The following is a 17,476-nucleotide window of genomic DNA, read 5'->3' as shown; positions in this document are numbered from 1 at the left end:
GCTCATGGATTATTTCGTAGCTTTCTTCTTGTTTGCAACCGTCTTACGCTTGCCTTTCCGTGTACGCGAGTTATTTTTGGTACGCTGTCCACGTAGAGGTAAGCCTTTCCGGTGACGAAGTCCACGATAGCAAGCAATGTCCATCAGCCGCTTAATGCTAAGCTGCACCTCTGATTTTAGTGCACCCTCCACTTTGTATTCGCTCGCAATAATCGAACGAACTGCGCCTGATTCTTCATCAGTCCAATCGGATGCTTTTTTCTCCAATGGAACTCCTGCCTTCTCCAAAATAGTCCGGGCGGCGCTACGGCCAATTCCGAAGATATAGGTTAGGGCGATTTCGCCTCTTTTACGATCGGGAATGTCTACTCCTGCAATACGTGCCATAATTCTTATCCTTGTCTTTGTTTGTACCGAGGATTTTTTTTGTTGATTACGTAAATCTTGCCTTTGCGGCGGATTACCTTGCAGTCGTCACTGCGTTTTTTTACAGATGCTTTTACTTTCATGTTTATTTAGGATGTTCGCTTAATAGACAAGCGATGTTCTCAAACGGTTATTTGTAACGATACACAATGCGTGCTTTGGTTAAGTCATAAGGAGACATCTCCAATTTGACCCGGTCGCCAGGCAAAATTTTAATATAGTGCATCCTCATTTTACCCGAGATATGCGCTATTACTTCATGTTTGTTTTCCAATTGAACCCGAAACATTGCGTTTGACAATGCTTCAATGATTACGCCATCTTGTTCAATGGATGCTTGTTTGGCCATTAGTTTATTTCTATAATTCTATTTTCAGGAAGCATCCACCATTAGACTAGTGTTTGCCGTTACTTGTTCTATATACTCGAAGGTTGTCAGAATTTCGGCTTTTCCTTTTCTGACTGCCACCGTATGTTCAAAATGCGCTGACGGCTTGCGGTCCGTAGTCCGTATGGTCCACCCGTCCTTTTCTTGTACTACACTTTTCTTCCCCAAATTGATCATAGGCTCAATTGCGAGCACCATGCCTTCTTTGAGTTTGATTCCCTTACCACGTTTTCCATAATTGGGAACCTCCGGGCTTTCGTGCAAATTTTTGCCAACGCCGTGTCCTACAAGCTCCCTAACTACCGAGTAGCCATATTTTTCAACGTAGTCCTGAATGGCGGCTCCTATATCCCCTATCCGCATCCCATCAAACGCCTTTTCAATTCCCAAATAAAGCGATCTTTTCGTTCGTTTTAATAGGGCCAATACCTCATCAGATACTTCACCTACCGGATATGTATAGGCACTGTCGCTATGGTATCCGTCAAGCTTTACCCCACAATCAATCGATATAATATCGCCTTCACGTAATTCATAGCCACTGGGGAATCCATGCACTACTACTTCATTAACCGAAATGCACAGTGAAGCGGGAAATCCATTAAACCCTTTAAAGGATGGGCTTCCCTTATGATCTCGGATATACTCTTCGGCTACGGTATCCAAACGCTTTGTAGTGACCCCGGGCTTTACCCACTTTGCTACTTCCGCGTGCGCTTTCCCTAGAACTAAGGCGCTCTTTTTGATCAACTCGATCTCCTGATCCGTTTTCAGGTAGATCATAGCTTAAACGGCTAAGCTTTCAGTCCGGCCTTTGATCCGACCTGACTTCATTAATCCCTCGTAGCGGCGCATCAGCAAGTAGCTTTCGATTTGTTGCAGGGTGTCCAAGACAACCCCTACCATAATCAATAAAGAAGTACCTCCAAAAAATTGTGCAAATGAACTCGTCATTCCCAATAAGCTGGCAAAGGCGGGTAAAATGGCTACCAACGCCAACATAATTGATCCTGGAAAAGTAATTCGATCCAGAATGGTACTGATGTAATCCGAAGTTTGCTGTCCAGGCTTAACGCCGGGGATAAAACCACCGCCCCGCTTCATATCATCTGCAATCTGCTGGGGATTGACCGATATGGCCGTATAGAAAAACGTGAACACTATGATCAAAACAGCAAACAACAGGTTGTATTGCCAAGTAGTATAGGTAGCAAAAGCAGTAGCTATATTACTAGCAAAATCACTGTTTTCGGCAAACAGACCAGCAATCGCGGCAGGCAAAAACATCAATGCCTGCGCAAAAATGATGGGCATTACGCCGGCCGCATTAACTTTTAGAGGTAAGTATTGCCTCTGTCCTACCCCAACGGCCCGATTGCCTACAACCTGCTTAGCATATTGGATAGGTACCCGGCGAACCGCTTGCGTAAGCATTACCGCTCCCATAATAACAAAGTAGAGCGCTACAATCTCTAAAACAAATATCAGTATCTGGGCACTTCCCCGAGAAGAAAATTCTTGGTAAATAGCACCCGGAAAACGCGATACAATGCCGATCATGATTAGCATTGAAATGCCATTTCCTACACCCTTGTCAGTAATTCTTTCGCCAAGCCACATGCAAAACATGGTACCGGCAATCAAAATAAAGATGGACGATACAGTGAAAATACTCCGCGAAACCAGCAGCGCTTCGTCGGGTACCGTTGTGCTCAAATACGTAAGTCCTTGGGCAAAAGTTACAACGATAGTCAGAACCCGGGTAATTTGGTTGAGTTTCTTGCGACCCGACTCTCCCTCCTTCTGCATTTTCTGGAAGTAGGGCATTGCCATCGTCAATAGTTGAATGGCAATTGAAGCTGAAATGTAGGGCATGATACCCAGAGCGAAAATTGACGCTTTACTGAAGGCACCTCCCAAAAAAGTATCCAACAGCCCGAGTAATCCCTGGGTCGATACGCTCATCAAGTCGGGCTCGATGCCAGGCAACACCACATAGGACCCCAGACGGAACACCGTAATAAACAAAAGAGTATTGAGAATGCGAGTTCTCAATTCCTCAATTGAAAAAATGTTCTTAATGGTATCGAAAAATCGTTTCATAAGAAAAGTCTTATATGACCTGGAGTCTGTTCAAATGGTAAAACCGGCAAACTTCGCCAGATTATAATTTGACTGCTTTTCCTCCGGCCTTTTCAATCGCTTCGACGGCACTCTTGGAAAAACCGTGGGCATGTACCTCAACGGCAGAACTCACCTCACCTCGGTTAAGGATTTTGATCAGATCGTTCTTACCAGCCAGTCCATTGGTACGAAGCGTTTCTACATCTACAACGTTACTTCCTACTTTTTCCACCAATTCCTGAATTGCATCCAGGTTAATGGCTTTGTATTCCACACGGTTCATATTGGTAAAACCAAATTTAGGAACACGACGCTGTAGGGGCATTTGCCCGCCTTCAAAACCACGCTTGCGGCTGTATCCCGAACGTGACTGAGCACCTTTGTGACCGCGGGTAGAAGTACCTCCACGTCCTGAACCAGTACCGCGACCTACTCGCTTATTATTCCGAACTGATCCAGTCGCCGGTTTTAATGAACTTAGATCCATAACTAATATATCTTTTAAATTTCTTCTACTTTAACCAAATGGCTGATCTTGCGGATCATTCCCGCAATGGAATCGTTGTTCTCTTTTTCAACCGAACGATTGATCTTGCCCAAGCCTAACGCTTTTACGGTGCGCTTTTGTCTCTCCGGACGGCCGATCGTACTTCTAACCTGAGTGATACGTACTTTTGACATGATTGCTTAAAATTGGGATAGGATACTCTGACGAGCTTACCCGTTGAATACTTTTTCCATCGTTACACCACGCTGGAAGGCTACTTGATGCGGAGCCCGCATCTTCATGAGGGCATCGATTGTAGCCTTCACCACATTGTGAGGGTTTGAAGAACCCTTCGATTTGGCTAACACATCATGAATACCCGCGGCTTCCAAAACGGCACGCATGGCACCTCCGGCAATAACACCCGTACCGGGAGCTGCTGGTTTAATGAGCACAAAACCACCACTGTATTTTCCTTCCATTGCATGGGGAACGGTAGTTTTGAGCAAAGGAACCTGGAAAAGGTTCTTTTTGGCATCGTCAATCCCCTTGGCAATTGCATCGGTAACTTCATTGGCTTTACCCAGCCCATATCCTACCACACCTTTACCGTCACCTACTACCACAATGGCAGAAAAGCTGAAACGACGACCTCCTTTTACAACCTTGGCAACACGGTTGATCGCGACAACGCGCTCTTTAAGCTCTGATTCATTGACCTTGGTAGGCCGATTGAGATTCTGCATAATCGTTTATCTTAGAATTTAAGACCACCCTCGCGGGCTCCGTCGGCCAATGCTTTCACTTTTCCATGGTAGAGATATCCGTTACGGTCAAATACAACCGCCGAAATCCCTGCCTCAATCGCCTTTTCCGCGATTTTTTTACCTACCAAAGCCGCAGTTTCAACATTGGTATTCCATTTTTTCTCACCGAGTTCGTGGGAAGAAGCACTGACTAAGGTTATGCCTTTCTCATCATCAATCACCTGCACATAAATGTTGGTGTTGGAACGAAATACCGACAAACGGGGCCGTTCTGCACTACCATTTACTTTTTTGCGAATGCTATATTTGAGGCGTTGTCTTCTGTCTGTTTTTGCCGTCGCCATTATCTATATCGTATAAACTGTTTAAAAACTTTCCTTACGGAATTGCACTATTTCTTAGAGGCAGCCTTTCCTGCTTTACGACGGATTTGCTCACCCACAAACCGGATTCCTTTTCCTTTGTAAGGCTCGACTTTACGCATTGATTTGATTTTGGCGGCCACTTGACCAATCAATTCCTTATCGATTCCTTCCAGGATCACTTTGGGGTTCTGACCTTTCTCAGTGACCGTAGATACCTTAATTTCCTCGGGAACAGCCATGAAAATGCTGTGTGAGTACCCTAAGCTCATTTCCAGAACATTGTTCGCAGAAGTGGCCTTATAACCTACACCTACGATCTCGAGTTCCCGACGGTACCCTGTGTTCACCCCAACCACCATATTGTTGATTAGGGACCGATACAGACCGTGAAGAGCTTTATGGCGCTTTTGCTCCGTAGGGCGTTCTACCTTCAGTTCGTTACCTTCAATATTGATGGACATATCGCTGTCCACTTTCTGTGTTAGGGTTCCCTTCGGACCTTTCACAGATACCACATTGTCGTCGTTCACCGAAATGGTAACACCGGCAGGTACCTCTATTACTTTTTTTCCTATTCGTGACATTTCTATCTGGGATTTACGATTAGTACACGTAACACAACACTTCTCCCCCTACGTTCATTGTCCGGGCTTCCTTGTCGGTCATTACTCCCTTTGAGGTAGAAATGATTACCGTTCCTAAACCGCTCAAAACACGAGGAATCTCGGTAGAACCAGAGTATTTACGGAGTCCAGGCTTGCTGACCCGCTGGATTTTCACAATAGCGGGCTGTTTGGTTACGGGATTATATTTCAGTGCTATCTTGATAGACCCCTGAGGGCCATTATCGTCAAACTTATAGCTTTGAATGTACCCCTTTTCAAACAGTACTTTCGTAATTTCTTTCTTTATGTTGGAAGCAGGTATCTCAACAACCCGGTGCTTCGCCTTGATGGCGTTTCTGATTTGAGTCAGATAGTCTGCTATGGGATCCGTTACCATTTTAGTGACTTGTTTGAGCACCACTCAAAAAGGGGTGCAAAGTTAAGTAATTGAAATCAGAATTGAAAGGGTTATTACCAGCTTGCTTTAGTGACACCTGGAATTTTTCCCTGAGATGCCATATCGCGAAACAAGACCCGTGATATGCCAAACTTGCGCATGTACCCACGGGGCCGGCCGGTAATTTTGCACCGGTTGTGCAGGCGTACAGGTGAAGAGTTGCGGGGTAGCTTGTCCAATCCGACCCAATCACCGGCTTCTTTCAACTTAGCGCGCTTGTCGGCATATTTGTCCACCATCCGCTGCCGCTTTCTTTCCCGGGCTTTTACTGATTCTTTTGCCATTGTATATAAATATCTTTATCTTAAAACTATTGGTTGTTTTTCGCAGCGTTGGTGAAGGGCATGCCCAAGGCTTTCAGCAATTCGTAGCTTTCCTCATCCGAGTTGGTAGAAGTCACAAAAGTGATGTCCATTCCCGTGATTTTATTGACTTTATCAATACTGATTTCAGGAAAGATGATTTGCTCCTTCACACCAAAGGTGTAGTTTCCCCGACCGTCGAATCCTTTATCGCTGATTCCTTTGAAATCACGTACCCGGGGCATTGCAATCGCCGTAAGGCGGTCCAGGAATTCATACATGCGGTCACCGCGAAGAGTTACCTTCGCACCAATGGGCATGTTTTCCCGCAATTTGAAGTTAGAAACTGCTTTCTTCGAAATTGTAGCGATCGCTTTCTGACCCGTGATGAGTCCGAGTTCTTCTACTCCGGTGTCTACCAATTTCTTATCCGCTACTGCCGCCCCGATCCCCTTATTGAGAACAATTTTGGTAAGGCGGGGTACCTGCATCACAGATTTGTACTGAAACTTTTCTTTCAGCTGATCTTTTACTTCGTTTTCGTATTTTTCCTTTAATCTGGGAGTTGCCATCTTGATTTTGACACTTGTTAGTGGATTTCCGACCCACTAGGGTTGATATATAATTTGACGCCTGTCAGCAAACGCGTTTAGATAAACTTGTCTGTCTTCTTCGAAAAGCGCTGTAGTTTGTTGTTATCGTTCAGGCGGCGGCCAGTGCGGGTCGCCTCACCTGTTGCAGGGTCGATAAGCATCAAATTGCTGATATGAATGCTGCCTTCACGCTTTTCTATACTTCCCTGAGGATTCTGAGCATTGGGCTTCAAATGCTTGGTAATCATGTTGGCCCCTTCTACAATAGCCCTTTCCTTACTTACCAGTACGGAGGTTACTTTACCCGTTTTTCCTTTGGAATTGCCGGCAATTACCTTCACCGTATCTCCTTTGCGGATATGGAATTTCGGCTGCATTTTTTTCTTATTTTCCATCTTTACTTTTCTTTATTCAGTTCAGAGAACGTGGGCTTGCCGTATAAAATTAAAGAACTTCCGGGGCCAGAGAGACGATCTTCATAAATTGCTTCTCACGCAATTCACGGGCTACGGGGCCAAAAATCCGTGTTCCCCGCGGCTCATTGTTAGCATTCAACAACACCGCTGCGTTGTCTTCAAAACGAATGTAGGTACCATCCTTACGGCGGATTTCCTTCTTTGTGCGCACTACAACTGCTTTGGAAACCGTACCTTTCTTCATATTGCTGGAAGACAGGGCGGCTTTCACCGTTACGACGATCTTATCGCCTACTGAAGCATAACGCTTGCCAGTTCCACCCAGCACCCGTATTACGAGTACTTCCTTGGCTCCGCTATTATCGGCTACGGACAATCTTGATTCTTGCTGTACCATTATTACTTCGCTCTTTCAATGATTTCTACTAGTCTCCAACGCTTATTCTTACTAAGCGGACGGGTTTCCATTACACGGATTGTATCTCCAATCCCGCACTGGTTGTTCTCATCATGCACCATGAGTTTGGTAGATTTTTTCATAAATTTACCATACATAGGATGCTTCACCTTACGTTCAACCGTGATCACGCAAGACTTTTCCATCTTGTCGCTTACTACACGGCCCACACGTTCTTTCCGTAAATTTCTTGTCAGTTCCTCCATGATTTCTTTCGCAGCTGATTATTTCTGTTGGGAAGATTTTACCGTTAGCTCTGTCAGAAGGCGGGCGATTTGCTTACGCGCTGCCCGGATACGGAGTGGATTCTCAATAGGAGAAACCGCGTGGGCAAACTTCAATCTCAACAAGCGTTCCTTCTCCTGGGCGATCTGCTCTTTTAACTGGTCAGCAGAGAGATCTCTTATTTCTTGATTCTTCATTGGTTGGTCAATTTGTATAGTTCAGAAATCCTATCTGAATAGCTGCTATTCCTGGTAATCGCGACGAACGATGAATTTGGTCTTGATCGGCAGTTTCTGTGCAGCCAGGCGAAGCGCTTCATTGGCTGTATCAAGGTTTACACCAGCGGCTTCAAAAATAATCGTCCCGGGCTTCACAGTGGCAACCCAATATTCGGGTGCACCTTTTCCCTTACCCATCCGTACTTCTGCTGGTTTCTTGGTAATGGGTTTGTCTGGAAAAACCCGAATCCAGACCTGGCCTTCGCGTTTCATAGCGCGCGTTACCGAAATACGGGCAGCTTCAATCTGACGAGCGGTCAACCAGCCTGGCTCAAGGGCTTTGATAGCAAATGATCCGAAGGAAATCTGGTGACCACGGGTTGCGATTCCGTTGAAAGCACCTTTATCTTTCTGCTGCTTACGAAATCTGGTTCTTTTCGGCTGTAACATGAGGTTCTAATCTATTAGTACCAGCGCCCGGCGCTGTATATCGTTCTATTTACTTTTTCCTACCTGTATTGGCACCGCCCCGATCATTACGGTCATTACGGCCACCTCCACTACGCTTCCGGCGGTCGCCACGGTCGGCACCTCCCCGATCATTGTCACGTCCACGACGATCACCACGTTCACTACGGTCACTCCGATCGGCCTGAGCAGTCGCAGCGCTTGGTGTAAGATCCTGCTTACCGTAAAGCTCTCCTTTGAAGACCCATACTTTGATCCCAATTTTTCCGTAGATAGTCTGGGCTTCGGATACGGCGTAGTCAATATTGGCACGTAAAGTATGTAGCGGAATACGACCTTCCTTATATTCTTCAGTACGAGCCATTTCCGCTCCTCCCAAACGACCCGACAAGCGAATCTTAATACCTTGTGAACCTACCCGCATAGCTGATGAAATAGCTTGCTTCATGGCTCTACGGTAAGAGATACGTGCCTGAAGCTGCTGGGCAATTGCCTCACCTACTAGTTTGGCATCAATTTCGGGGCGCTTAATTTCGTAAATATTGATCTGAACGTCCTTGCCCGTAATTTTTTTGAGCTCTTCTTTGATCTTATCTACCTCGCTACCTCCCTTACCGATCACAATACCCGGGCGGGCTGTGTGAATGGTAAGCGTAATACGCTTCAGGGTACGCTCGATCACTACTTTGGAAATCGAACCTTTGGGGATACGCGCCTGGATGTAGTTGCGGATTTTTTCGTCTTCAACTAACTTGTCAGAGAAGTCTTTTCCACCATACCAGCTTGAGTCCCATCCTCTAACAATGCCCAGTCTCAGACCTATTGGGTTTACCTTTTGTCCCATTCTAATTTCAGATCGTTTATGATTCAGTATTAGTTTCTTCCGCTTCTACAAAGTCAGTCTCTGCTGAAGCATCGTCAATGATAATCGTGATGTGGTTGGACCGCTTCCGAATCCGGTGCGCGCGTCCTTGGGGAGCGGGGCGAAGACGCTTCAGCATCCGGCCTCCATCCACAAATATTGTTTTTACATAAAGATCCGCGTCTTCGATTTTGGCATCCTCATTGCCCTGTTGCCAGTTGGCAACTGCTGAAAGCAGTACCTTGTGGAGAATCGGGGCGCCTGAATTAGGCTGAAATCGTAAAAGGGCCAAAGCTTTGCTGACTTTCTGACCGCGAATCATGTCGGCTACCAGCCGCATTTTGCGAGGCGAGGTAGGTACATTTTTAAGAATTGCTCTTGCTTCCATGTTCTTTCAATTTAGCCTTTCCGGACCAGATGGACGGATGTGGCAGTCAACAAAGTTTAACGTCTTCCCTTATCTTTTTTCGCTGTATGGCCACGGAAGTTACGGGTCGGGGCAAATTCACCCAGTTTATGCCCTACCATGTTCTCAGTGACATACACAGGGATAAACTTATTTCCATTGTGGACGGCAAAAGTATGTCCGATAAAATCGGGGGAAATCATAGACCGGCGTGACCATGTCTTAATGACCGATTTACGGGTTGCATTGTTCATCGCCTGAATTTTATTATCAAGGCGATAGTCTATATAGGGTCCTTTTTTTAATGAACGTGCCATGTAGCTATCTTACTTTTTACGTCTGCTAATAATCAGTTTTTCAGAATGCTTGTTACGCTTCCGGGTTTTGAGCCCCTTCGCGAACTGTCCGTTGCGTGAGCGCGGCTGGCCACCCGAAGCACGTCCCTCGCCACCACCCATCGGGTGATCTACTGGGTTCATGGCTACACCACGGACACGAGGACGACGACCCAACCAGCGTTTGCGACCCGCTTTACCCAAATTCACGTTCATGTGCGTGGAGTTGGACACGGTACCTACCGTGGCTACGCAGGCCGACAGAATCATACGCATTTCTCCAGAAGGAAGGCGTAGTACAGCATACTTGCCTTCCCGCGCTACTAACTGAGCGTATGTTCCGGCTGACCGGGCAAACTGCCCACCTTTACCCGGAGTAATTTCTATATTGTGGACAATCGTTCCGATTGGCATAGCACTCAATGGAAGCGCGTTTCCTACTTCAGGGGCAACACTAGCGCCAGAAATAATTTTCTGACCTACATTTAATCCGTTGGGAGATAGAATATAACGCTTCTCTCCGTCCTCATACTGCACCAGCGCAATCCGAGCGGAACGGTTAGGATCGTATTCAATTGTCATCACCTCAGCTACATCCTCAAAACGATTACGCTTGAAGTCAATAACCCGATACATGCGTTTGTGACCACCACCAATGTGGCGTGCAGTACGATGTCCCTGACTATTACGACCACCCGTCTTTTTGATGGGCTCGATCAGGCTACGTTCGGGCTTTGAAGCTGTAATTTCCGTAAAGGCGGGAGCCACGCGAAAACGCTGTCCTGCACTTGTTGGTTTTATTTTTTTAACTGCCATTGCTATATGCTCGTCAATGTTATAAATGCGTCAGCTATTTCTACACCTCACCGTAAAGATCAATGATCTCACCTTCGGCCACAGTAACAATAGCTTTCTTATACGTTGATGTTTTGCCCGAGATGAATTTGCCGGATGAGATACGGGTTTTAGTTTTTCCGATGCAACGCATGGTATTTACGCTTTCAACGGTCACTCCGAACATTTTCTCAATGGCTTTCTTAATTTCAAATTTGTTCGCCGTTTTTTCTACCTCAAAGGCATATTTCCGCAGGGCTCCCTGAGCGGTTACCTTTTCGGTTATAATCGGACGTTTAAGTACGTTCGTCATTGCTTATTTGTTCAAAAGAGTTTCCAATACATCCAAAGCAGGGGTGCTGATCAACAGACGGTCCGCGTGCAAGAGTTCATAAGTATTGACCATGTCGGCCGTCATAATCCTGGTCTTGGGTATGTTACGTCCAGACAGGTATACGTTCTTGTCGGCAGCACCGAGAATCAGTAGCGTTTTCTGTCCTGTCACGGAAATTGCATTCAGAAACTCCAGATAAGACTTTGTGCGCGGCGCATCGAACGTAAATTCTTCTACAATCGAAACCGAGTCGGCCTGGGCTTTCGCAGCCAAAGCCGATTTGCGAGCCAGTACTTTGACTTTCTTATTCAGCTTGAAGCCATAGTCACGGGGACGAGGTCCAAAAATCCGGCCGCCACCTACAAATACAGGCGATTTGCGGCTACCCGCCCGGGCACCACCCGTGCCTTTCTGACGCTTAAGTTTGCGGGTTGAATAATTAACCTCGGCGCGTTCCTTGGATTTGTGGGTACCCTGGCGCTGATTGGCCAGGTACTGCTTCACATCAAGGTAAACGGCATGCTCGTTGGGCGTGATACCGAAGATCTCTTCCGATAAGGTGATTTTCTTACCGGTATCTTCTCCTTTTATATTAATTACGGACAGTTCCATCGGTATTATTTCTCAATGATTACAAATGAATTCTTTGAACCGGGGACCGAGCCGCTGATTACCAAAAGGTTTTGCTCGGGAATAATTTTCAAGACGCGCAGGTTCTGAATTGTTACGCGGTTGCCACCCATGCGGCCCGCCATGCGGATACCTTTGAATACACGGGAGGGAAATGAGCAGGCACCAATTGAACCTGGGTGACGAGCCCGGTTGTGCTGGCCGTGCGTTTGTCCACCTACCCCGCCGAATCCATGGCGCTTTACAACACCCTGAAATCCGCGACCTTTCACTTTTCCTACTACATCCACAAATTCACCCTCCTGGAAAATATCCTGGATTGTCAGAGTCTTACCCAATTCGTGTTGCTCAGTGAAAAACTTGAACTCTACCAATTTTTGTTTGGGAGTCGTGTTGGCAGCTTTGAAATGACCCAGCATGGGTTTGGTGGTGTTCTTTTCTTTCTTCTCACCAAATGCCAACTGGAGGGCCTCATAGCCATCCTTTTCTTCGGTTCTTACCTGTGTTACGACACAGGGACCAGCCTGAATTACCGTACATGCCAGAGCCTGCCCGTCAGCATTGTACAAACTGGTCATTCCGATCTTCTTTCCTATTAAACCAGACATCTTTTATTGTTTTAAAATAGCAGGATTAAACCTATTTTTTGAAACGGACTGCAAAGTTAGTAAAAGGAATTAAGTATCCTAACCGCTTCTTGTTATATTTTTCTGATTTTCAATAAAAAAGGTCAGATGTACGTGGCATCTGACCTCAATCAACGTTGGCAAAACTAGTTTAGGGCATAATTGTACCCTTTCCAACGAGAAGAACTCAGATGTGGTTTCCAAAGCTTACGGACCTTCACCCGACCAATATGTCATTCATCAGCAGAGGGGACTTCCCCTGCACAAAACTTCCTTATACTTTAATCTCTACATCAACGCCGCTGGGAAGCTCCAACTTCATAAGAGCATCTACCGTTTTAGCGCTCGACGAAAAAATATCCACTAATCTCTTATATGTACAGAGCTGGAATTGCTCACGCGATTTTTTGTTTACGTGAGGTGAGCGCAGCACTGTGAACTTTTCCTTCTTCGTCGGTAAAGGGATAGGGCCGCTTACTACGGCTCCGGTAGCCTTCACCGCTTTTACAATTTTCTCAGCCGATTTGTCAACCAAATTGTGGTCGAATGATTTGAGCTTGATGCGAATTTTCTGATTCATTGTCAGTTTTTATAGAGTGGTTCATGAAATCTGCCGTTCCCGACGAGCATCCAAAGTATGAAAGAACCATTTACTTCACCGATGGATTGTTTTTTATTTATAATACTTAGCAGGACCATTGGGTCCTGCTACCTTTTTCTATATTAAGCATTCACTGCGCCACCTTTGGCCTTGCTAATCACAGTCTCAGCCAGGTTTTGTGGAATGAAGTCATAATGCGAGAAGGTCAAGCTGGCTGTGGCACGTCCCGATGTAATAGTACGAAGATCCGTTACATAGCCGAATAACTCAGACAGAGGTACATCAGCTTTCACAACCTGTGAACCCGCTTTAGTGTCCATTCCCTTCATAATACCCCTACGACGGTTTAGGTCACCTGTGATGGGTCCGGTATATTCTTCGGGTGAAACAACTTCTACGGCCATAATAGGTTCCAGCAATTTAGCACCCGCCTGGCGTGCCGCCTCTTTGAAGCCAAGCCGGGCCGCCATCTCAAAAGAAAATGAATCAGAATCCACATCGTGGAAAGACCCGTGGAAGAGACGTACCTTCATCGAATCCAGTGGATAACCCGCCAAAGGACCATTTTTCATGGCTTCATCAAAGCCCTTCTGAATCGAAGGAATAAATTCACGGGGAATGACACCACCCACAATGTTGTTTACAAATTGTAGGCCTTGTTCTTTCTCCTTGCCATCTTCCGGCTCATCGCGAGGGCCGATCTCGAAAGCGATATCCGCGAATTTACCACGACCACCCGTTTGTTTCTTATACACTTCGCGGTGTTCAAAGTTTTTAGTCAAGGCTTCCTTGTAAGCTACTTGAGGAGCTCCCTGATTTACTTCAACCTTGAATTCACGACGCATCCGGTCAATGATAATTTCCAGGTGAAGCTCGCCCATACCCCGAATAATGGTTTGACCCGTTTCTTCATCGGTATTTACCTGAAGCGTAGGATCTTCCTCAATTAACTTAGCAATGGCGTTACCAAATTTATCCTGATCAGCCGTTTTCTTAGGCTCGATTGCATAACCGATTACCGGCTCAGGAAACACCATGGATTCCAGTACAATTGGGCTTTTCTCGTCTGACAGGGTATCTCCCGTTTTGATATCTTTAAAACCTACTACTGCACCAATGTCTCCAGCTTCCAGGCGATCAATTTGATTCTGCTTGTTAGCGTGCATCTGAAAAATACGAGAGATACGTTCTTTGTTTCCCGAACGGTTATTCAGCACATACGAACCTGATTCCAAAGTCCCTGAGTAAGAGCGAATAAAGCAAAGACGACCTACGTAGGGATCGGTAGCAATTTTGAAGGCCAGAGCGCAGAAGGGATCCGTTCCCACCGGCTTGCGGGTGACAGGTGCCTCAGTACGGGGATCGGTACCCGTGATCGTACCACGGTCTAGAGGTGAGGGAAGAATCGCCATCACATAATCCAGCATCGTTTGTACACCCTTATTTTTAAACGAAGAACCGCACAACATAGGCACGATCTTCATGCTAATGGTGGCTGCGCGAAGAGCCGCCAATATTTCGTCTTCTGAAATTGAAGCAGGATCATCGAAATACTTCTCCATTAATGTGTCGTCGAATTCGGCTACAGCTTCGAGCAATTTCTCGCGCCATTCGGTAGCTTCTTCGATCATATCATCAGGGATAGGTACCTCAGTAAAGGTCATTCCCTTATCTTCCTCGTTCCACTCGATACCCCGGAAGTTCACCAGATCCACCACACCCCGGAAGTTTTCCTCGGCACCGATGGGTAATTGCAAGGGAACGGCATAACTTCCCAACATCTCTTTTACCTGCGCACAAACCGCCAGAAAATCAGCACCCGAGCGGTCCATTTTATTGACGAATCCGATACGAGCTACATTATAATTGTTGGCCAGGCGCCAGTTCGTTTCCGACTGCGGCTCTACCCCATCCACGGCACTGAACAGAAAAACCAGCCCGTCCAATACCCGAAGGGAACGGTTTACTTCCACCGTAAAGTCTACGTGGCCGGGGGTGTCGATAATGTTGATGTGATATTTCTCATCACGGTACATCCAGTCTACAGTAGTAGCTGCCGAGGTGATTGTGATACCACGCTCCTGCTCCTGCTCCATCCAGTCCATAGTAGCAGCACCGTCGTGTACCTCACCGATTTTGTGGCTTACGCCTGCATAGTAGAGGATACGCTCCGTCGTCGTCGTTTTACCCGCGTCGATGTGGGCGGCAATACCAATGTTCCTGGTTAATCTTAAATCACGTGCCATGCTGGAAGTGAATTGTTTTTATGTCTGTTGCTAAAAGTATTTCGGCTGAAAACGTGCAGATTATGCTGCTTCGTACGCACTTTCCCAAAAATGAGAGCGCAAAATTATGGTATTATTCTTCCAAAAGCAATACACTGTTTTTATTTTTTTGTAAAATCCCTTTTCCTGACAAAGTGGGCATACGTTCCTGGAATTAATTTTCCGTAGCAGCAAGAGTTATCCAATCATTTCTCCAGTAACCAAACATTACCATTTATATCACCAAACCCAATAATACCCAATTCAGCGCTAAAATAGAGTACATTGACATCCCAGTCGAACCGGTAGGATACGTTTGTTTTATTACCTGTCAAGCGTCCGCTCGATATTTTCTGAACATTCCGAACCTGCTGATTGCCGATTTGTAAGGTTACGAGTTCAGTCTTATCATTCAGGTCTATGGGATAAACGGGGCCAATCTCGTTCCACTCCCACATTTTCATCTTCGAGGATAGTTTGGCAGGTGACGACAAGTCGGGCTTACCAGAAGCACTCAAAACAGATGGCCTTTTCTGATAGTTGATTACCCATTCGTTGATTTTACCATCTAGGTTTTTGAACGTAATCAGTCGCTCGTCGTATTCGTAGTATTTGGATGCGTAACCACCAAAGAAGCCCATTCCCACCGTATATTCACTTTTCTGCTGAACAACATCCTGCACCTGATAAGTCCGGCTTGGCGCAGTAGAACTATTGAATACTAAAATCCTACCCTTTTGGTAGTTGATAAATGTTTTTGTGTCATTTTTATCAAACCTCAGATAAGGGTACCCTGAGTCAACCGTATTGGTACAGCTACTTAACAAAACACTTATCAAAATAGTGAGGCCTGTTTTTTTGTCCAGAAGAAACCAGTCAGTTTTATAATTGGCAATTGCACTGTAACTAGTTCGTTTAGCAATTTCGTCCTCTGCTTCGACTTTAAGGGTTAGCAATGTCATAGCTGGTTCTGTTTTTCATCCAAATATATGTAATATAGAGCTTGTAATTATCTGACACTTAGGGTAAACTCCCCAAGCAATCTTACCTATTTAATCAGCGAGCAGTTCGTTTTTCTTACCTATTTGCCCGATCACCTGTTGCCTTTTACCAATAATAAATTCTTTTGTGGGCTACAAAAACAAAAAAAGCCCGCTCCAAATCGAAGCGGGCTTTCCGTATTTTTTCAAAAATTCTTTTCCTAGAAACGGAAGTGTGAGAACGCTTTGTTAGCTTCCGCCATACGGTGCGTATCGTCCTTCTTCTTCACAGCGGCACCCTCTCCTTTGGAAGCCGCAATGATTTCGGCTGCGAGACGGTCCATCATCGTTTTCTCACCGCGCTTGCGGGCATAACTAATCAACCACTTCATACCCAGCGACTGCTTGCGCTCGGGGCGCACTTCGGTTGGTACCTGGAAAGTAGCTCCACCCACACGGCGGCTTTTTACCTCCACACCGGGAGTTACGTTGTTCAATGCCTTCCGGAACAATTCCAGGCCGTTTTCACTGGTTTTCTTTTCCACGAGCTCGATGGCATCATAGAAAATCGTAAACGCCGTACTCTTCTTACCATCGTACATCAGGTTATTGACGAACTTGGTCACCTGCACGTCACGAAATTTCGGGTCGGGCAGGATGTATCTTTTCTTTGGTTTGGTCTTTCTCATTACTTCAAAAATTTTTAAGTGAGGTTTCGTTTTGCAACTCATTCATCCCGCCGCATAGGCCCGGATTACTTCCCTTTTATATCAAAGAATATTTCCTAATAAAAAGTCGAGAGCGTTACTATGTTACTTCTTCTTGCCTCCTTTGGCGGGTGCAGCAGCTGGCTGACCTGGCTTGGGACGCTTGGCACCGTACTTGGAACGACGCTGCTTGCGGCCATTCACACCGGAGGTATCCAAAGCTCCCCGAATGATGTGATAACGTACCCCGGGTAAATCTTTTACTCTTCCCCCACGGATCAGCACGATCGAGTGCTCCTGCAGGTTGTGGCCTTCACCGGGAATGTAGGCATTCACTTCTTTCTGGTTGCTCAGGCGCACCCGGGCTACCTTACGAAGCGCCGAATTGGGCTTCTTGGGCGTCGTGGTGTACACGCGGGTACACACCCCGCGACGCTGCGGGCAGGAATCCAAAGCCGGAGATTTGGATTTCCACGTCATTTTCTCTCTCCCTTTACGGACTAACTGTGAAATAGTAGGCATTTAACGATTTGATTTTGAACGGCTAATCAGCCCTTCGTTTTTGTAAATACAGTATTTTTGAAAAAATCGGACTGCAA

At 46.1% G+C, this 17,476-nt stretch carries 30 protein-coding genes; all 30 read right to left on the bottom strand.

Annotated features, from left to right (window positions below; all coding sequences use genetic code 11):
• Positions 1-9: 9 nt before the first annotated feature.
• The 30 genes from rpsM to rpsL all read right to left on the bottom strand — a co-directional run bounded on the left by rpsM (position 10) and on the right by rpsL (position 17,399).
• On the bottom strand, positions 10-387 hold the full coding sequence (gene rpsM / locus GBK04_RS14360) for a 30S ribosomal protein S13 (RefSeq protein WP_152760785.1): 378 nt from the start codon (positions 385-387) through the stop codon (positions 10-12).
• Positions 388-392: 5 nt separating this feature from the next.
• Complete coding sequence (gene ykgO / locus GBK04_RS14355) at positions 393-509, bottom strand: type B 50S ribosomal protein L36 (protein ID WP_152760783.1); 117 nt, start codon at positions 507-509, stop codon at positions 393-395.
• Between the two features lie 47 nt (positions 510-556).
• Positions 557-775 (bottom strand): translation initiation factor IF-1, encoded by a 219-nt coding sequence (infA, locus tag GBK04_RS14350; RefSeq protein ID WP_152760781.1) that lies wholly within the window; start codon positions 773-775, stop codon positions 557-559.
• A 24-nt stretch (positions 776-799) separates the two neighbouring features.
• Positions 800-1,597: a type I methionyl aminopeptidase gene (gene map, locus GBK04_RS14345; protein ID WP_152760779.1), complete on the bottom strand. Its 798-nt coding sequence runs from the start codon at positions 1,595-1,597 to the stop codon at positions 800-802.
• A gap of 3 nt (positions 1,598-1,600) precedes the next feature.
• Positions 1,601-2,917: a preprotein translocase subunit SecY gene (secY, locus tag GBK04_RS14340; RefSeq protein ID WP_152760777.1), complete on the bottom strand. Its 1,317-nt coding sequence runs from the start codon at positions 2,915-2,917 to the stop codon at positions 1,601-1,603.
• A gap of 61 nt (positions 2,918-2,978) precedes the next feature.
• Positions 2,979-3,425 carry a 50S ribosomal protein L15 gene (gene rplO, locus GBK04_RS14335; protein WP_152760775.1) on the bottom strand — a complete coding sequence of 149 codons (447 nt, stop codon included), beginning with the start codon at positions 3,423-3,425 and terminating at the stop codon, positions 2,979-2,981.
• Between the two features lie 14 nt (positions 3,426-3,439).
• Positions 3,440-3,619, bottom strand: a complete 180-nt coding sequence (rpmD, locus tag GBK04_RS14330; RefSeq protein WP_152760772.1) for a 50S ribosomal protein L30 — start codon at positions 3,617-3,619, stop codon at positions 3,440-3,442.
• A 36-nt stretch (positions 3,620-3,655) separates the two neighbouring features.
• Entirely contained in the window at positions 3,656-4,171 is a 516-nt protein-coding gene (rpsE, locus tag GBK04_RS14325; protein ID WP_152760771.1) for a 30S ribosomal protein S5, read from the bottom strand.
• Positions 4,172-4,182: 11 nt separating this feature from the next.
• On the bottom strand, positions 4,183-4,536 hold the full coding sequence (gene rplR / locus GBK04_RS14320) for a 50S ribosomal protein L18 (protein ID WP_152760769.1): 354 nt from the start codon (positions 4,534-4,536) through the stop codon (positions 4,183-4,185).
• A gap of 47 nt (positions 4,537-4,583) precedes the next feature.
• Complete coding sequence (rplF, locus tag GBK04_RS14315) at positions 4,584-5,141, bottom strand: 50S ribosomal protein L6 (protein WP_152760767.1); 558 nt, start codon at positions 5,139-5,141, stop codon at positions 4,584-4,586.
• A gap of 19 nt (positions 5,142-5,160) precedes the next feature.
• Complete coding sequence (rpsH, locus tag GBK04_RS14310; RefSeq protein WP_152760765.1) at positions 5,161-5,559, bottom strand: 30S ribosomal protein S8; 399 nt, start codon at positions 5,557-5,559, stop codon at positions 5,161-5,163.
• 74 nt (positions 5,560-5,633) lie between these two features.
• Positions 5,634-5,903 (bottom strand): 30S ribosomal protein S14, encoded by a 270-nt coding sequence (gene rpsN / locus GBK04_RS14305; protein ID WP_152760763.1) that lies wholly within the window; start codon positions 5,901-5,903, stop codon positions 5,634-5,636.
• Positions 5,904-5,929: 26 nt separating this feature from the next.
• On the bottom strand, positions 5,930-6,493 hold the full coding sequence (gene rplE, locus GBK04_RS14300; protein WP_152760762.1) for a 50S ribosomal protein L5: 564 nt from the start codon (positions 6,491-6,493) through the stop codon (positions 5,930-5,932).
• Between the two features lie 77 nt (positions 6,494-6,570).
• The gene (gene rplX / locus GBK04_RS14295) at positions 6,571-6,909 is read right to left on the bottom strand and encodes a 50S ribosomal protein L24 (RefSeq protein ID WP_152760761.1); all 339 of its coding nucleotides are present in this window, start codon (positions 6,907-6,909) and stop codon (positions 6,571-6,573) included.
• Positions 6,910-6,958: 49 nt separating this feature from the next.
• A complete protein-coding gene (rplN, locus tag GBK04_RS14290) occupies positions 6,959-7,327 on the bottom strand; it encodes a 50S ribosomal protein L14 (protein WP_152760758.1) in 369 nt (122 codons plus the stop codon).
• Between the two features lie 2 nt (positions 7,328-7,329).
• A complete protein-coding gene (rpsQ, locus tag GBK04_RS14285; protein WP_152760756.1) occupies positions 7,330-7,593 on the bottom strand; it encodes a 30S ribosomal protein S17 in 264 nt (87 codons plus the stop codon).
• 18 nt (positions 7,594-7,611) lie between these two features.
• A complete protein-coding gene (gene rpmC / locus GBK04_RS14280; RefSeq protein ID WP_152760754.1) occupies positions 7,612-7,809 on the bottom strand; it encodes a 50S ribosomal protein L29 in 198 nt (65 codons plus the stop codon).
• A gap of 45 nt (positions 7,810-7,854) precedes the next feature.
• A complete protein-coding gene (gene rplP, locus GBK04_RS14275) occupies positions 7,855-8,280 on the bottom strand; it encodes a 50S ribosomal protein L16 (protein ID WP_152760752.1) in 426 nt (141 codons plus the stop codon).
• A gap of 49 nt (positions 8,281-8,329) precedes the next feature.
• Entirely contained in the window at positions 8,330-9,142 is an 813-nt protein-coding gene (gene rpsC, locus GBK04_RS14270; RefSeq protein WP_152760750.1) for a 30S ribosomal protein S3, read from the bottom strand.
• Positions 9,143-9,158: 16 nt separating this feature from the next.
• The gene (gene rplV / locus GBK04_RS14265) at positions 9,159-9,548 is read right to left on the bottom strand and encodes a 50S ribosomal protein L22 (RefSeq protein ID WP_152760748.1); all 390 of its coding nucleotides are present in this window, start codon (positions 9,546-9,548) and stop codon (positions 9,159-9,161) included.
• Between the two features lie 56 nt (positions 9,549-9,604).
• Positions 9,605-9,883, bottom strand: a complete 279-nt coding sequence (rpsS, locus tag GBK04_RS14260) for a 30S ribosomal protein S19 (protein WP_152760746.1) — start codon at positions 9,881-9,883, stop codon at positions 9,605-9,607.
• A gap of 9 nt (positions 9,884-9,892) precedes the next feature.
• Positions 9,893-10,717: a 50S ribosomal protein L2 gene (gene rplB, locus GBK04_RS14255; protein ID WP_152760744.1), complete on the bottom strand. Its 825-nt coding sequence runs from the start codon at positions 10,715-10,717 to the stop codon at positions 9,893-9,895.
• Between the two features lie 40 nt (positions 10,718-10,757).
• Positions 10,758-11,048 carry a 50S ribosomal protein L23 gene (rplW, locus tag GBK04_RS14250; protein ID WP_152760742.1) on the bottom strand — a complete coding sequence of 97 codons (291 nt, stop codon included), beginning with the start codon at positions 11,046-11,048 and terminating at the stop codon, positions 10,758-10,760.
• Positions 11,049-11,051: 3 nt separating this feature from the next.
• On the bottom strand, positions 11,052-11,681 hold the full coding sequence (rplD, locus tag GBK04_RS14245) for a 50S ribosomal protein L4 (protein ID WP_152760740.1): 630 nt from the start codon (positions 11,679-11,681) through the stop codon (positions 11,052-11,054).
• Between the two features lie 5 nt (positions 11,682-11,686).
• The gene (rplC, locus tag GBK04_RS14240) at positions 11,687-12,307 is read right to left on the bottom strand and encodes a 50S ribosomal protein L3 (RefSeq protein WP_152760738.1); all 621 of its coding nucleotides are present in this window, start codon (positions 12,305-12,307) and stop codon (positions 11,687-11,689) included.
• Positions 12,308-12,599: 292 nt separating this feature from the next.
• On the bottom strand, positions 12,600-12,905 hold the full coding sequence (gene rpsJ, locus GBK04_RS14235) for a 30S ribosomal protein S10 (RefSeq protein WP_152760736.1): 306 nt from the start codon (positions 12,903-12,905) through the stop codon (positions 12,600-12,602).
• A 143-nt stretch (positions 12,906-13,048) separates the two neighbouring features.
• Positions 13,049-15,172 (bottom strand): elongation factor G, encoded by a 2,124-nt coding sequence (gene fusA / locus GBK04_RS14230; RefSeq protein ID WP_152760734.1) that lies wholly within the window; start codon positions 15,170-15,172, stop codon positions 13,049-13,051.
• A gap of 224 nt (positions 15,173-15,396) precedes the next feature.
• Positions 15,397-16,152 (bottom strand): hypothetical protein, encoded by a 756-nt coding sequence (locus GBK04_RS14225; RefSeq protein WP_152760732.1) that lies wholly within the window; start codon positions 16,150-16,152, stop codon positions 15,397-15,399.
• A gap of 239 nt (positions 16,153-16,391) precedes the next feature.
• A complete protein-coding gene (gene rpsG / locus GBK04_RS14220) occupies positions 16,392-16,859 on the bottom strand; it encodes a 30S ribosomal protein S7 (protein ID WP_152760731.1) in 468 nt (155 codons plus the stop codon).
• Between the two features lie 123 nt (positions 16,860-16,982).
• The gene (rpsL, locus tag GBK04_RS14215) at positions 16,983-17,399 is read right to left on the bottom strand and encodes a 30S ribosomal protein S12 (RefSeq protein ID WP_152760728.1); all 417 of its coding nucleotides are present in this window, start codon (positions 17,397-17,399) and stop codon (positions 16,983-16,985) included.
• Positions 17,400-17,476 lie beyond the last annotated feature (77 nt).

Origin of the sequence: Salmonirosea aquatica, assembly GCF_009296315.1 — a bacterium.
Taxonomy (GTDB): domain Bacteria; phylum Bacteroidota; class Bacteroidia; order Cytophagales; family Spirosomataceae; genus Salmonirosea; species Salmonirosea aquatica.
This window is presented reverse-complemented; position numbering and strand designations above follow the sequence as displayed.

Coding starts and splice junctions, on each gene's coding strand:
- fusA (WP_152760734.1), bottom strand. CDS start 15,172: ATGGCACGTGATTTAAGATTAACCAGGAACATTGGTATTGCCGCCCAC.
- rpsE (WP_152760771.1), bottom strand. CDS start 4,171: ATGCAGAATCTCAATCGGCCTACCAAGGTCAATGAATCAGAGCTTAAA.
- secY (WP_152760777.1), bottom strand. CDS start 2,917: ATGAAACGATTTTTCGATACCATTAAGAACATTTTTTCAATTGAGGAA.
- rplX (WP_152760761.1), bottom strand. CDS start 6,909: ATGGAAAATAAGAAAAAAATGCAGCCGAAATTCCATATCCGCAAAGGA.
- ykgO (WP_152760783.1), bottom strand. CDS start 509: ATGAAAGTAAAAGCATCTGTAAAAAAACGCAGTGACGACTGCAAGGTA.
- rpsN (WP_152760763.1), bottom strand. CDS start 5,903: ATGGCAAAAGAATCAGTAAAAGCCCGGGAAAGAAAGCGGCAGCGGATG.
- rplV (WP_152760748.1), bottom strand. CDS start 9,548: ATGGAAGCAAGAGCAATTCTTAAAAATGTACCTACCTCGCCTCGCAAA.
- rpsL (WP_152760728.1), bottom strand. CDS start 17,399: ATGCCTACTATTTCACAGTTAGTCCGTAAAGGGAGAGAGAAAATGACG.
- rplR (WP_152760769.1), bottom strand. CDS start 4,536: ATGGCGACGGCAAAAACAGACAGAAGACAACGCCTCAAATATAGCATT.
- rplF (WP_152760767.1), bottom strand. CDS start 5,141: ATGTCACGAATAGGAAAAAAAGTAATAGAGGTACCTGCCGGTGTTACC.
- rplD (WP_152760740.1), bottom strand. CDS start 11,681: ATGGAACTGTCCGTAATTAATATAAAAGGAGAAGATACCGGTAAGAAA.
- rpmC (WP_152760754.1), bottom strand. CDS start 7,809: ATGAAGAATCAAGAAATAAGAGATCTCTCTGCTGACCAGTTAAAAGAG.
- rpsJ (WP_152760736.1), bottom strand. CDS start 12,905: ATGAATCAGAAAATTCGCATCAAGCTCAAATCATTCGACCACAATTTG.
- rpsM (WP_152760785.1), bottom strand. CDS start 387: ATGGCACGTATTGCAGGAGTAGACATTCCCGATCGTAAAAGAGGCGAA.
- rpsQ (WP_152760756.1), bottom strand. CDS start 7,593: ATGGAGGAACTGACAAGAAATTTACGGAAAGAACGTGTGGGCCGTGTA.
- rpmD (WP_152760772.1), bottom strand. CDS start 3,619: ATGTCAAAAGTACGTATCACTCAGGTTAGAAGTACGATCGGCCGTCCG.
- infA (WP_152760781.1), bottom strand. CDS start 775: ATGGCCAAACAAGCATCCATTGAACAAGATGGCGTAATCATTGAAGCA.
- rpsS (WP_152760746.1), bottom strand. CDS start 9,883: ATGGCACGTTCATTAAAAAAAGGACCCTATATAGACTATCGCCTTGAT.
- rplW (WP_152760742.1), bottom strand. CDS start 11,048: ATGACGAACGTACTTAAACGTCCGATTATAACCGAAAAGGTAACCGCT.
- rplO (WP_152760775.1), bottom strand. CDS start 3,425: ATGGATCTAAGTTCATTAAAACCGGCGACTGGATCAGTTCGGAATAAT.
- rpsG (WP_152760731.1), bottom strand. CDS start 16,859: ATGAGAAAGACCAAACCAAAGAAAAGATACATCCTGCCCGACCCGAAA.
- rplC (WP_152760738.1), bottom strand. CDS start 12,307: ATGTCTGGTTTAATAGGAAAGAAGATCGGAATGACCAGTTTGTACAAT.
- rpsH (WP_152760765.1), bottom strand. CDS start 5,559: ATGGTAACGGATCCCATAGCAGACTATCTGACTCAAATCAGAAACGCC.
- rplN (WP_152760758.1), bottom strand. CDS start 7,327: ATGGTACAGCAAGAATCAAGATTGTCCGTAGCCGATAATAGCGGAGCC.
- rplP (WP_152760752.1), bottom strand. CDS start 8,280: ATGTTACAGCCGAAAAGAACCAGATTTCGTAAGCAGCAGAAAGATAAA.
- map (WP_152760779.1), bottom strand. CDS start 1,597: ATGATCTACCTGAAAACGGATCAGGAGATCGAGTTGATCAAAAAGAGC.
- rplE (WP_152760762.1), bottom strand. CDS start 6,493: ATGGCAACTCCCAGATTAAAGGAAAAATACGAAAACGAAGTAAAAGAT.
- rpsC (WP_152760750.1), bottom strand. CDS start 9,142: ATGGGACAAAAGGTAAACCCAATAGGTCTGAGACTGGGCATTGTTAGA.
- rplB (WP_152760744.1), bottom strand. CDS start 10,717: ATGGCAGTTAAAAAAATAAAACCAACAAGTGCAGGACAGCGTTTTCGC.
- GBK04_RS14225 (WP_152760732.1), bottom strand. CDS start 16,152: ATGACATTGCTAACCCTTAAAGTCGAAGCAGAGGACGAAATTGCTAAA.